Source organism: Flavobacterium lacisediminis, from assembly GCF_025909975.1.
Lineage (GTDB): Bacteria > Bacteroidota > Bacteroidia > Flavobacteriales > Flavobacteriaceae > Flavobacterium > Flavobacterium lacisediminis.
In genome coordinates this window covers 91,353-104,897 of sequence record NZ_JAPCIO010000001.1, presented here as the reverse complement: position 1 = coordinate 104,897, position 13,545 = coordinate 91,353, and the positions used below count along the sequence as shown (strand labels likewise).

Below are 13,545 nucleotides of genomic sequence, written 5' to 3'. Positions count from 1 at the left end.
TGCTCTGTTAGATTTTCTTTCTCAAACGTGCTACAGGAATGTCTAATTGTTCTCGATATTTAGCAATAGTTCTTCTAGCAATTGGATAACCTCTTTCTTTTAAAATTTCAGCTAATTGATCATCTGGTAAAGGTTTCTTTTTGTCTTCTTCCGAAATTACTTGTTGTAATATATTTTTAATTTCGATAGTTGAAACCTCTTCACCTTGGTCATTAGTCATCGATTCACTAAAGAATTCTTTGATTAGTTTCGTTCCGTATGGTGTGTCAACATATTTGCTATTCGCTACACGTGAAACAGTTGAAATATCTAAACCAACCATATCAGCAATATCCTTTAGAATCATCGGACGAAGTTTTGTTTCTTCTCCTTCTAAAAAGTATTCTTGCTGATAAAACATAATCGCATTCATCGTAACATACAAGGTTTCCTGGCGTTGTTTAATCGCATCAATAAACCATTTTGCCGAATCTAATTTTTGCTTGATAAACTGAACCGCGTCTTTTTGAGAACTCGATTTTTCAGAAGTGTCTTTATAACTTTGCAACATTTCTTGATAATCTTTAGAAACATGCAATTCTGGAGCATTTCTTCCATTTAATAAAAGCTCTAATTCACCATCAACAATTCGAATCGTAAAATCGGGAACAATGTGTTCAACCATTTTCTGATTGCCGTCAAAACTTCCTCCTGGTTTCGGATTTAGTTTTTCAATTTCATCTATCGCTTTTCTTAATTGTTGTTGCGAAACGTCAAATTTTTGCAATAATTTATCGTAATGTTTTTTACTAAAAGCATCAAATTGCTGTTCAATAACTTGAATGGCTAAATTGATAGAATCCGACGGTGTTTTGTGTTTTAATTGCAACAACAAACATTCTTGCAAATCGCGCGCACCTACACCAGCAGGTTCTAAATCCTGAACCAAATGCAAAATACGTTCTACAGTAGCCTCATCAGTATAAATACCTTGAGTAAAAGCCATGTCATCAACAATATCTTGTGTAGTTCTTCGGATATAACCCATATCGTCAATACTTCCGACTAAAAATTCGGCAATATCGCGTTCGTCATCACTTAAAATAAATGTATTTAACTGATTGATTAAATCTTGATGAAAACTAACAGGTGCAGCAAACGGAAGTGATTTGTCATCATCGTCATCGCTGTAATTATTAGTTTGATATTTGTAATCTGGTGTTTCGTCGTTACTTAAATACTCATCGATGTTAATGTCTTGCGTGTCGATATGGTCGTTGTCATAATCGTCGTAATCATCATCGTTTGTGTTTACTTCGTAATCATCTGCTTCGTAATTATCTTCCTTGCTGCTTTCTTCCAAAGCAGGATTCTCAACCAATTCTTCCTGAAGACGTTGCTCAAAAGCTTGCGTAGGCAATTGAATTAACTTCATCAACTGAATTTGTTGAGGCGATAATTTTTGAGATAATTTGAATTGTAAACTGTGTTTTAACATTAATGTTTATTTGTTTAACTGATTAATCGTTTAACTGTTGAATTGTTTATCAAATTTACGATTTAACGCTTCAACAGTTAAACAATTTAACAAGATTCTAAAATTCTGCGTTTTGTGGTGTTCTTGGGAAAGGAATTACGTCTCTAATGTTACCCATTCCGGTTACAAATAGCACTAATCTTTCAAAACCTAATCCGAAACCTGAGTGAACTGCCGAACCGAATCTTCTCGTGTCTAAATACCACCAAAGTTCTTCTTCGTCGATTCCTAAAGCTTTCATTTTTTCTACTAATACATCGTAACGCTCTTCTCTTTGCGAACCTCCAACAATTTCTCCAATTCCTGGGAATAAGATATCCATTGCTCTAACAGTTTCTTTTCCTGGCTCAGTATTGTCGTTCAAACGCATGTAAAACGCTTTAATTTTTGCTGGATAATCAAATAAAATTACTGGACATTTAAAGTGTTTTTCAACTAAGAAACGTTCGTGCTCACTTTGTAAATCAGCACCCCATTCGTTAATGATATATTGGAATTTTTTCTTTTTATTTGGAGTTGAATCTTTTAAAATGTCAATAGCTTCCGTGTAAGAAACACGTTTGAAGTTGTTATCTAAAACAAAACTTAATTTTTCTAAAAGCGTCATTTCGCTTCTATCCGCTTGTGGTTTTGACTTTTCTTCTTCTATTAATCTGCTTTCTAAGAATTTCAAATCATCACCACATTTATCAACTGTATATTTGATAACGTATTTGATGAAATCTTCTGCCAAATCCATGTTGTCTGCCAAATCATTGAAAGCAACTTCTGGTTCAATCATCCAAAACTCAGCTAAGTGACGCGAAGTGTTTGAATTCTCCGCGCGGAATGTTGGTCCAAAAGTATAAATTTGACCTAATGCCATAGCAAAAGTTTCACCTTCTAACTGCCCAGAAACGGTTAAATTGGTTTGTTTTCCAAAGAAATCTTCTTTGTAATTGATACTTCCGTCTTCGTTTCTTGGAGCAGAACCATCAATTGGTAAAGATGTTACTTGGAACATTTCACCAGCACCTTCAGCATCAGAACCTGTGATGATAGGTGTGTTCACATAGAAAAATCCTTTTTCTTGGAAATATTGGTGAACTGCAAACGCTAATGTTGAACGCACACGCATGATTGCTCCAAACGCATTGGTTCTAACACGTAAATGAGCATTTTCACGTAAGAATTCTAATGAGTGTTTTTTAGGTTGCATTGGGAATTTTTCCGCATCACTATCTCCTAAGATCTCTAATTTTGTTACTTGAATTTCTACTTTTTGTCCAGCACCACGGCTTTCTGCCAATGTTCCTGTAACGCAAATAGCTGCTCCAGTTGTAATTCTTTTTAAAGTTTCATCAGGTGTGTTTTCAAAATCCACCACACACTGAATATTATGGATGGTTGAACCATCGTTCAACGCAATAAATTGATTGTTTCTAAATGTTCTAACCCAACCTTTTGCTGTTACTTCATGTAATGTTTTCGTGCTGTTTAAAAGGTCTATAACTTTTGAGTGTTTCATTTCGATTTATGATTTATAATGCAAATATACTATTTCTCGTTTGAATTTTCTTCTTCAATATCTTCTGCTAAAATATCTAATGTTGGTTCTTGGAATTCTTGTTGGTTGGCAATGGTTTTGTCTAAAGAAAGTAGCAAGGCTGGCAACAAAATTAAGTTGGAAATCATAGCAAATAAAAGAGTTGTAGCTACTAATCCTCCTAGAGCAACTGTACCGCCAAAATCTGAAAGCGTAAATACAGAGAATCCAAAAAACAATACAACAGAAGTGTAAAACATACTGATTCCAGCTTCTTTTAAAGTAGCATATACCGAACGTTTTATTTTCCAATCGTTGGCTTTTAATTCTTGTCGATATTTAGCCAAAAAGTGAATGGTATCGTCAACCGAAATTCCGAAGGCAATACTAAATACTAAAATGGTAGAAGGTTTAATAGGGATTCCCAAAAATCCCATCAATCCTGCAGTCATTACTAATGGTAAAATGTTTGGTAATAATGATACAATTATCATTTTAAAAGAGCGGAACATATAGGCCATTAATAAAGAAATCAAGACAATGGCAAAAATTAACGATTGTACTAAATTATCAATTAAGTAATGTGTTCCTTTTTCAAAAACATAAGCTTTTCCAGTTAATGAAACGTCATAACGTTCCTTTGGAAAAATATGATTGATTTTATCTTGTAATCGCTCTTCGATTTTTTTCATTTTATCGGTTCCGATATCTCGCATAAAAGTCGTAATGCGTGCATATTGACCTGTACTATCCACATAACTTTTAAGCATGTTTTCATTTCCTTTTTTAGTCGAATTTTTAATATAGGATAAAATGAATGCTTCTTCTTGTTTTGTTGGTAATTCGTAATATTCAGGATTTCCGTTGTAATATGCTTGTTTTGAATATTTGACTAAATTAACGATAGAAACGGGTTTTGATAATTCAGGAATTTCAATAATGGTTTCCTGAAGTTCTTCAATTCTTTTTAAAGTTACCGATTTTAAAGCGCCTTTTGGTTTTTTTGTATCAATTACAATTTCAAGAGGCATAACACCATCAAATTCTTTTTCGTAGAATAAAATATCTTTGAAGAAAGGTGCTTTTTTAGGCATGTCTTCTATAATACTTCCTGATATTTTAATTTGGTAAATACCAATAATCCCTACAATTAAAATGATGATAGAAGCTGAAAACACAGCTATTCGATGATGTCTTATGGTATTTTCAATCCATTGCATGAATTTTGCCATATAGTTTTTCCCCAAATGTGCCAAGTGTTTTTCCTTTGGCATTGGCATATAACTGTAGACAATAGGTATGATTATTAAGCATAAAATAAACAAGAAAACAATGTTTAATGACGCAACAATGCCAAACTCACTTAACAATTTACTATCGGTAAAAATAAAAGTACCAAAACCAGCTGCCGTAGTTAAATTCGTCATCAAAGTAGCATTTCCAACTTTTGAAATTACACGTTGTAATGACTTGGCTTTATTACCATGATTCTTAATTTCTTGTTGGTACTTATTAATCAGGAAAATACAATTAGGAATTCCAATTACAATAATAAGTGGTGGAATAATGGCTGTTAAAACTGTGATTTCATAATTTAAAAGGCCTAGTGTTCCAAAAGACCACATAACGCCAATAATTACCACAAACATTGAAATCATAGTGGCTCTGAAACTCCTGAAAAAGAAGAAGAATAATAAAGATGTTACACCTAAAGCAGCTCCAACAAATAAACCAATTTCGTCAATAATGCTATTTGCATTTAAAGTTCTAATGTAAGGCATTCCAGAAACGCGAAGATCTAATCCTGTTTCTTTTTCAAAGGCCGAAATTTTATTACTGTTTAAATGTTTTTCGATAAAGTCTTTACGGGCTTTTGTGTTTACAATTTTTTTATCCATGTAAACCGCAAAACGCACGGCACCACTTTCTTTATTAAAAAGCATGCCTTCGTAAAAAGGTAAATCATTAAAGAATTCTTTTTCCTTTTCTTTTAAATAGGAATCTGAAATGCTATCATTGTTTATAAAAGGTACTAATTTAAATTTTTGAGCTAAAGTGTCTTTTTCTAACACTTTTAAATCCTCAATTGAAAGAGTAAGTTCAACAGCCTTATCCTTTTTTATATCAGCTATAAATTTTTCCCAAGCTTTTATGTTTTTCTCATTGAAAAAATCTTTGTCATTAAATCCTAAGACAATTAAATTTCCTTCTTCACCAAATTTGTCTAAAAAAGAATTGTATTGAATATTTACTTCATGATCATCTGGTAATAAGTTGGCTTCTGTGAAGGTAAAACGCATGTTTTTCCACTGAAACCCCATAAAAATTGTAAAAAGTAGAATGAGAACTAATAATAATATTCTGTTTCTTAAAATCCTACTGGCAATATAATCCCAAAAACTGGTGCTTAACCACTTTAACATCTCTCAAAAATTAGGGTGCAAAGGTAAGTATAATTGCTTAAAATATTGGTGTTGAGCGTAATTTTTAAGTTAAAATTAAAAACCTAAATCTAAATAGTAAGAAACCTTTATAGCAATGTTGTCATCAAAATTAGGTAATTGGTTAGGCCCATATCTGTAAAATGCTACTAGACCAAACCCTTTAAAGATTTTATTACATTCAATTCCACTTTCAAAAAAACCATCTTCAAGTGTTTTATATCCAATTCCTATGTGTTGATTATTCTTGTTATTGGAACCCACAGCCATTCTAGTAACAACAGTAAATTCTGGGTTTATTTTGTATCCTAAACGTATTTTATTGAAAGTGTGTTTTAATTGTAATGAAGCATATTTATTAGAGAAAAACTCATTAAAATACATGGTTTCAAAACTGTTTTTCCCTGCAAATGTAATACGTTGTAAAATTGCATCTCTATTTAAGTTATTAGGTACAATACTGTATAAATGTGTAATTGGAACATCGCCAAAGGCAATACCAGTTTGCAATAAAATTGAACTTTTTTGACCTGATAAATAAGGTAATTCGTAATAGGTTTTGAAATCCAATTTTGAGAAAACAAAATCATTCTCAAGTATATTTGGTAAAGATTGGGTGTATTGAATTGAAAATTTAGGATGTCTTTTTTCATATTCAATTTTGCCAACAGGAGTTTGCATATAATTACTAAACGGATTCCATTGAAAAGCTAACTGAACAGCAGTAATGGTATAATCGGTATATGATTTTCCATCATTTATAAATGTGTAATCAAAAAGAGGCTGAATTTGGTTGTGAGAAATTCCAAAATAGCTTGAAGTTTTAGGTAAAAATTTACTCTCAATAAAAGCCGAACTCATTTTGTTATTATAGAATGTTGAAATGTTTATTGGTCGAGGATCATAGATTTTGAATCTTCTCGAATCAGTTAAAAAGTTAGTTTGAGCAATTTCGCTAATATCATCAGTATATGAAGCACTAACCCAAGTTTCAGAATTGTTGTGAACTAAGTATGAAGGTGTTATTCCGAATTTAAATTCTTCATCCATTAATCCATAAGCGCCATAAAAAGCAACTTTATATTTTTCCGAAAGTTTTGAATTGGTTACAGCTCCAATGCCTAATCTGAAACCTTCGAAATTGTTGTATTTAGCTATGCTGCGTAAATCAATATCAAAGATGGAAACTGGAAAATAACCATTTATAATTTTTCGACCCAAGAATAATTTATGTTCGATTTTTTCTGAAAGTGATAAACTATCGATTGAAGTATAAGTTCGGAGTTTTCTCTTATCAATAGTGTCTTTTTTGAAAACATTCCAGTAATCGCTTTCTTGTTCTAAACTTGATTTTGGAACTTCAATTTTAACTCTTGGTTTTGAAATAGAAATAGGTTTATTAATTTCAATATCAAATGGGGTAGATTCAATTGAAACATAGGCTTGATCAGTAGCATTTTTACTTTCAGTTAAATCTAAATCAGAACTAAATTTTATAGTACCCCCTAAGATTTTAATATCTTCATAATTATTACCTTTTGAAACTTTGAATTTTCTGTTTTTTGGAAACCAAATATCAATGTCTTTTCTATAATCAAATGTGTAGGTTGCATTAATGTTTACAACACCATAAATACGAAAGTAAGCTTTACAAATAGCAAAATTAATAGTGTCAATATATAACAAACCTCTCAAGCGATTTGTGTTGAGTTTTTTGGGTTCAAAGTAGATTCTGTAGGCGTTTCTTCCATCAATTTTTACAGTATCTATTAGTTTATAGTTGTATAATTTTCGTCCAAAATTTGAAATCGGATTTTGAACTGGAATTTCTAAGATTTCAAATGGATTCTCATAAACAGAATAGGAAATTAGTTTAAGTCCAAGATATTCATAAACGGGTTGTTTAAATCCAGCCATCCTAGTGGCTAAAACCGTTTCTTTGTATTGAGAATGATTACGTTGAATTAAATTAACTTTCTCTGTTTGATATAAATGTTGTTTCTCTGAGAATTTTTTAAACTTGTAATTTGTTGAATCTAATTTCATTAAAGGTTTTCTTAAAAACCTCTTTTTGTAAATAGTATCAATTTTTGAAGAAATACTATCTGGGTTTGCTGTTACTTGAAGGTATTCGTAGTTTTTATATTGAAAACTCGATAATCCTTTTTCAGGATCATTTGATTTACGATTTTCAATTACTTTTTTAATGATATTGTTAACGCCGTTTTCTGTGTAGATTTCGGCTTTTTTTTCGTTTAAATCGTTTACCAACTTAATCGTAATATTGGCAACCTTTGGTTCTGGATAGGTGATTTTTTCATAATAACCTTTAAAATTGACTTTTATTGGCACTTTAAAATCATTCACATTTACAGAGAATTTTCCTTCCCAGTCGGCATTGAATTTGGTGTTGTTATACGTAATAGTAGCAAAAGCAATAGGTACTTTTGTGTCAAAGTCAATAATTTGTCCTTTAATTTTGGTTTGTGCTACAAAACTAGTAGTAATGAAAAAGCACAAAAAAAGCCAAAAATATTTCATGTAGAGGAAGATTTTTTACAAATATATTCAAAATAAAAAATCCCGAGTGTTAATCGGGATTTAAAATTTAAGAAGATTATTTTTTCCAATGAGTTTTTCCATCAACTTCTTTAATTGAAATGATCTCTTCTGAATAAAATAAATCTTTTTCAAGTTCCTTAGCATTTAATTCAATTGTGACTTTCTTTGATTTTTCTTGCAATTCTGAAAGTTTGAAATGCTTAATTTTATTATATTCTTTAGAATTTAGATACACTTTTTTAATGCCATCTTCTGTTTCAAGTTGCAGATATGGATTTTTTAATAAATCGTGTTTGATCACATTTTTATAATAATCAATAAATTCTTTATTTTTCTCGTCCGTATCCATCGAGTTAATTATTTTCTCAATATTTAAGGCTTGATTATCTGTAAGGCCAGAAGGTGATGTCAAATCGATTAATTTGAAATATAAATCACCTTTAAGATTTTCAGATTCTTTACAGCTAAAAAGTAAAATTGCAATTAAGAATAATAGAGAGTTTCTCATAAAGTATGAATTTATCTTACCAAAATAATTAAAATAAAAACTCCCGAGTGTTAATCGGGAGTTAAATTTATACTTTCATGATTTCAGCTTCTTTAACTGCTAAAAGTTCATCTATTTTCTTGATGAAAGAATCGGTCAGTTTCTGAACATCTTCTTCGGCTTTTTTGCAAATATCTTCAGCAGTTCCGTCTTTTTCTTCTTTTTTGATATCAGAATTAGCATCTTTTCTGTGGTTTCTAATCCCAATTTTTGCATCTTCCGCTTCTGCTTTTGCTTGTTTTACCAAGTCGCGTCTTCTTTCTTCAGTTAATGCTGGAATATTGATAATAATGTTATCACCATTGTTCATTGGGTTTAACCCTAAATTAGCAATCATAATTGCTTTTTCAATAGGATGTAACATGTTTTTTTCCCAAGGTGTTACCGTTAGGGTACGAGCATCAGGAGCATTAATGTTAGCAACTTGCGACAATGGTGTTTGAGAACCATAATAATCTACAAAAACACCACCTAACATTTGAGGTGAAGCTTTTCCAGCTCTAATGTTTAAAAATTCTTTTTCTAAATGCGCAACAGAACCTACCATAGCTTCTTTTGCACTGTCTAAAATAAAGTTAATTTCTTCTGTCATCTCTCTAAATTTTTACTTTGTACTTCTAGTTTTGTACTTCGTATTTATATTGTTACCGTTGTTCCGATAGTTTCTCCTTCGCACACTTTTAATAAGTTACCATCTTTATTCATATCGAATACAATAATAGGCAATTTATTTTCTTGACTCAATGTAAAAGCAGTTGTATCCATTACATTTAATCCTTTTGCTAATACATCTTCAAACGAAATAAAGTCAAATTTTACCGCATCAGCATTTTTTTCTGGATCAGAAGTGTAAACACCATCTACACGAGTTCCTTTTAAAATTACGTCAGCACCCACTTCAATTCCTCTTAAAACTGCAGCAGTGTCAGTTGTAAAATAAGGATTTCCTGTTCCTGCACCAAAAATTACAATTCTTCCTTTTTCTAAATGACGCGTTGCTCTTCTTTTAATGTATGGTTCAGCAATAGCTTCAATTTTTAAAGCTGTTTGTAAACGCGTTTGCATTCCAGCTTCTTCTAAAGCGCCTTGTAAAGCCATTCCATTGATAACTGTAGCTAACATTCCCATATAATCCCCTTGTACTCTATCCATGCCGTTACTCGCACCAGCTACACCTCTAAAAATGTTTCCACCACCAATAACGATAGCGATTTCTACACCTTTATCGTGAATTTGTTTTATCTCTTCAGCGTACTCAGCCAAGCGTTGTGGGTCAATTCCATATTGTCTATCACCCATTAAAGCTTCACCGCTTAATTTTAGAAGAATTCTTTTGTACTTCATTGTGTTGTATTATTTGTGGTGCAAATATAGTTAAATAGCTTTTTTCTAAAAAAAATGTTTTAACATTTATGTTGCTAAATTTTCAAATGCTTTTTTTGCTTCGTTGTAACCCGTTTCAAAAATTAAATCCATCTTGGCTTTATTGGTTTCAAACGTACTAAAGTTAGTCAATTCTTTAGGTTCGATGATTAAATCGCAATGATTAAATTTTTGAAGATTGGAATTCGCCGTCAATAGTTCTAATGCTCTATAAGTAACCGATTTTATGGAATTCAAGTTTTTCGCTTCAATATTTTGAACTGGACTAACATATACGCCAATAATTGAATCACATTTTCCTTGTAACAAATCGGCTGGAAAATGATTTAAAATACCGCCATCACTGTATAATTTATCTTTAATAACGTAAGGCGAAATCATGCCAGGGACAGCCGTTGAAGCCAAAATCGCATCAACAATTCTGGTTTCGGGACTAAAAATTTTTAGTTTCCCTTTTACCATATCCGTTGCCGTGATGTAAGTCGGAATTTTTAAATCTCCAATTGTAGTAGTTTCTCCAAAAATCTCTTCAAAATATTTTTTGAATGATTCCGAATCCACAATTCCAGGTTTTTTAAACGTAAAATGTTTCCAATGAAAAAAGTAAATTGATTTGAAAAAATCTAAAATTTCTTCTGGTTTTTTACCAAAAGCATACATGGTTCCTACAATGGCTCCTGCGCTTGAGCCCGCAATACAAGAAGGTTCAATCCCTTGTTCGGTTAAGAATTTTAAAACTCCAGCATGAGCAATTCCTTTTGAACCACCACCAGAAAGCGCTAATCCGATTGATTTTGAAGTTAAATCCATATGTAACAATTCTTACATTTAATTTCCAAAATTAGACTTAAATTTGCCAAATAAAGTTAAGAAGATGATAAATACTATAAAACAAGCATTAGAAAATAGTTTTTCTTTTGCCGATTACAGAAAAAAAGTAACAAGTTTAATTGCTGAAGGGAAATCTACAGGTCACACGCAATCAGAAGATTTATTAAAATATTCCGAACTAAACGAAACCAGAATGAATCGTTTAGAAAAAACTATAGAAGTTACACCTGAAACGAAAGCTAAACTGCAAAACTTAGATAAAAAGTACATTTGGTTAGTGCTAAGCGAAGGTTGGTGCGGTGATGCTGCGCAAATTGTTCCTGTGATTCATAAAATGGCGGATGTTACAGATAAGGTAGAGTTAAAAATTGTTTTGCGCGATGATAACGATGCTTTAATGCAACATTTTTTAACGAATGGCGGAAAAGCAATTCCTAAATTAATCGTTTTAGATGCTGAAACTTTAGAAGTAGTTTTAGATTGGGGCCCAAGACCTCATGGTGCAAAACAATTGATTTTAGATTACAAAGCGGCTCATGGTGTAGTAGATGAAACGGCTAAAATTGAATTGCAAAAATGGTATTTACACGATAAAGGCATTTCGATTCAAAATGAAATTGTGGAAATGCACGAAAATATCCTAGCGTAAAGTTCCAATAATTTTTAATTTATCAGAAGTGGAAATTCCACCAGGGTTACAACCAAGTTGGCCTTCTGGGATTTCCATTTTTAGTTTTTGGTAATAATCTGCCCAAACTTCGAAATATTCATTTGATTTTGGCGATTTGAAAGTCATAGGATACAAATCAAACAATGGTTTTTTGTACGAATGCAAAAACGCATCATAAATTAATTCCGAACAATAATATTTTCCGTTGTTGTACAAGTATTCATCGTCATAAGGAACGCCAACTTGTTGCAATGAGAAAGCAATGGCTTCTGGAATGTATTTGCGGTATTTGTTTTTTAGTCTTCCTACAAACATTGCTTCTGTGGTGTAGGTTTTAAAGGTTTCGTATGGAGTTACTTTCACTGCTTTTCCAGCAGCTTCAATTACGAATATCGAATCGTTTTTGATGTACACCATTCCTAAATGACTAAAATCTTTTCCTTGATAACCTTCGGTAACTTCGTTAATGGCTTCGCAAAGTGGTCCGCAATTCATGGATTGGAATAAAATATCGCCTGTTTTTAGTTTTACATTTTGCGAAAAACTAAATTGGAATAAAAGTAATAATAGAAGGAATGTTTTATTTTTCATCTTCATGCAATTGTGCAAAATCGTCAGGTGTAATTGCATTTTCAACTGAATAATCTCCGATTTTTGTTCTACGAAGTACAGTTAAATGCCCTCCTGATTGTAACGCTAATCCAAAATCATACGCTAACGAACGAATGTAAGTTCCTTTACTGCATTTTACTCTAAAATCTACTTCAGGTAACTGAATTTTCGTGATTTCAAATTCGTGAATAGTAGTTTTTCTTGATTGAATTTCGACTTCTTCACCTGCACGAGCGTGTTCGTACAAACGTTTTCCATCTTTTTTAATGGCTGAAAAAACAGGTGGTTTTTGGTCGATTTCACCAATAAATTGTTTTGTTGTTTCCAAAATCAATTCTTCGGTAATATGTTCTGTTGGAAAAGTGGCGTCAATTTCGGTTTCTAAATCGTATGATGGAGTAGTAGCGCCTAAAACGATGGTTCCAGTATATTCTTTGGCTTGTGCCTGAATTTCGGTAATGCTTTTGGTGAATTTCCCAGTACAAATAATTAATAAGCCAGTCGCTAACGGATCTAAAGTTCCGGCGTGACCAATTTTAAATTTCTTAGGTAAATCGTATTTGCGTTTTAAAATGTATTTCAATTTGTTGACCGCTTGAAAAGAAGACCATTTCAAGGGTTTGTCTATTAAAAGGACTTTTCCTGCTAAAATTTCTTCGGCATTCATTAGATGATAGTTAATTTTTGTACGAAGAAATGAATGAGTAAAATCGCAATTCCGGCAACAATTCGGTAATAACCAAAAATTTTAAATCCGTGTTTGGTTAAAAATCCGATGAATGATTTGATAGCGATTAAGGCTACAAAAAATCCGACTACATTTCCAATGATTAATAAATTAATTTGGTCGTCAGAAAGCACAAAACCATCTTTATAATAATCGTATGATTTTTTCAATGTTGCTCCTAACATGGTTGGAATCGCTAAGAAAAATGAAAATTCGGCTGCTGTTGTTCGCGATAATTTTTGCGTCATTCCGCCAACGATGCTGGCACCACTTCTAGAAACACCAGGAATCATAGCTAAACACTGGAACAATCCAATTTTAAAAGCGGTTAAATACGAAATTTCGGTGCCTTCCGAATTGCCAAACCATTCGTCAACTTTCAATAATAAAAAGCCACCTATTATTAACGAAACTGCTACTGTGATAGGGTTTTCTAATAAACCATCGATAAAATCACCCAATAACAATCCGAAAATTACGGCTGGAATAAAGGCAACGAATAATTTGAAGTAAAAATCAAGCGATTGAAAAAATCGTTTGAAATACAGAACAATTACAGAAAGTATCGTTCCTAACTGAATTACAATCGTGAAAAGTTTGGTAAAATCGTCTTGTGCAATGCCAAAAAAAGACGAAGCAATAATCATGTGTCCTGTTGATGACACAGGTAAAAATTCGGTTATTCCTTCAATAATGGCAAGAATAATGGCTTGTAAAACATCCATAAAGTA

General features: G+C 32.1%; 12 protein-coding genes. 1 reads left to right on the top strand and 11 read right to left on the bottom strand.

Annotated elements, in window-relative coordinates; genetic code table 11:
- Positions 1-7: 7 nt before the first annotated feature.
- From rpoN to OJ995_RS00475, 8 genes are all read right to left on the bottom strand, one after another.
- On the bottom strand, positions 8-1,477 hold the full coding sequence (rpoN, locus tag OJ995_RS00510; protein ID WP_264367655.1) for an RNA polymerase factor sigma-54: 1,470 nt from the start codon (positions 1,475-1,477) through the stop codon (positions 8-10).
- Between the two features lie 97 nt (positions 1,478-1,574).
- On the bottom strand, positions 1,575-3,023 hold the full coding sequence (gene asnS / locus OJ995_RS00505; RefSeq protein ID WP_264367654.1) for an asparagine--tRNA ligase: 1,449 nt from the start codon (positions 3,021-3,023) through the stop codon (positions 1,575-1,577).
- A 29-nt stretch (positions 3,024-3,052) separates the two neighbouring features.
- Positions 3,053-5,464 carry an efflux RND transporter permease subunit gene (locus OJ995_RS00500; protein ID WP_264367653.1) on the bottom strand — a complete coding sequence of 804 codons (2,412 nt, stop codon included), beginning with the start codon at positions 5,462-5,464 and terminating at the stop codon, positions 3,053-3,055.
- A gap of 75 nt (positions 5,465-5,539) precedes the next feature.
- Positions 5,540-8,023 carry a DUF5686 family protein gene (locus OJ995_RS00495; RefSeq protein WP_264367652.1) on the bottom strand — a complete coding sequence of 828 codons (2,484 nt, stop codon included), beginning with the start codon at positions 8,021-8,023 and terminating at the stop codon, positions 5,540-5,542.
- A gap of 76 nt (positions 8,024-8,099) precedes the next feature.
- Positions 8,100-8,552 carry a hypothetical protein gene (locus OJ995_RS00490; RefSeq protein ID WP_264367651.1) on the bottom strand — a complete coding sequence of 151 codons (453 nt, stop codon included), beginning with the start codon at positions 8,550-8,552 and terminating at the stop codon, positions 8,100-8,102.
- A gap of 67 nt (positions 8,553-8,619) precedes the next feature.
- Positions 8,620-9,183 carry a ribosome recycling factor gene (frr, locus tag OJ995_RS00485; RefSeq protein WP_262317082.1) on the bottom strand — a complete coding sequence of 188 codons (564 nt, stop codon included), beginning with the start codon at positions 9,181-9,183 and terminating at the stop codon, positions 8,620-8,622.
- Positions 9,184-9,227: 44 nt separating this feature from the next.
- Positions 9,228-9,935: a UMP kinase gene (gene pyrH / locus OJ995_RS00480; protein WP_133608649.1), complete on the bottom strand. Its 708-nt coding sequence runs from the start codon at positions 9,933-9,935 to the stop codon at positions 9,228-9,230.
- A 66-nt stretch (positions 9,936-10,001) separates the two neighbouring features.
- Entirely contained in the window at positions 10,002-10,784 is a 783-nt protein-coding gene (locus OJ995_RS00475; RefSeq protein ID WP_264367650.1) for a patatin-like phospholipase family protein, read from the bottom strand.
- 64 nt (positions 10,785-10,848) lie between these two features.
- On the opposite strand from OJ995_RS00475, the gene OJ995_RS00470 reads away from it, so the two are divergent.
- Complete coding sequence (locus OJ995_RS00470; protein ID WP_264367649.1) at positions 10,849-11,454, top strand: thioredoxin family protein; 606 nt, start codon at positions 10,849-10,851, stop codon at positions 11,452-11,454.
- On the opposite strand, the gene OJ995_RS00465 is transcribed toward OJ995_RS00470, so the two are convergent.
- The 3 genes from OJ995_RS00465 to OJ995_RS00455 are packed head-to-tail and all read right to left on the bottom strand — an operon-like array spanning position 11,446 to position 13,539.
- Positions 11,446-12,066, bottom strand: a complete 621-nt coding sequence (locus OJ995_RS00465) for a YiiX/YebB-like N1pC/P60 family cysteine hydrolase (protein WP_264367648.1) — start codon at positions 12,064-12,066, stop codon at positions 11,446-11,448. The two genes, OJ995_RS00470 and OJ995_RS00465, sit on opposite strands and share 9 nt — an antisense overlap.
- Positions 12,056-12,754, bottom strand: a complete 699-nt coding sequence (gene truB, locus OJ995_RS00460; protein ID WP_264367647.1) for a tRNA pseudouridine(55) synthase TruB — start codon at positions 12,752-12,754, stop codon at positions 12,056-12,058. Before truB ends, OJ995_RS00465 begins: the two co-directional genes overlap by 11 nt.
- Positions 12,754-13,539, bottom strand: coding sequence for an undecaprenyl-diphosphate phosphatase (locus tag OJ995_RS00455; RefSeq protein ID WP_264367646.1), 786 nt, complete (start codon positions 13,537-13,539; stop codon positions 12,754-12,756). The genes truB and OJ995_RS00455 overlap by 1 nt, the downstream gene beginning before the upstream one ends.
- Between the last annotated feature and the right edge of the window lie 6 nt (positions 13,540-13,545).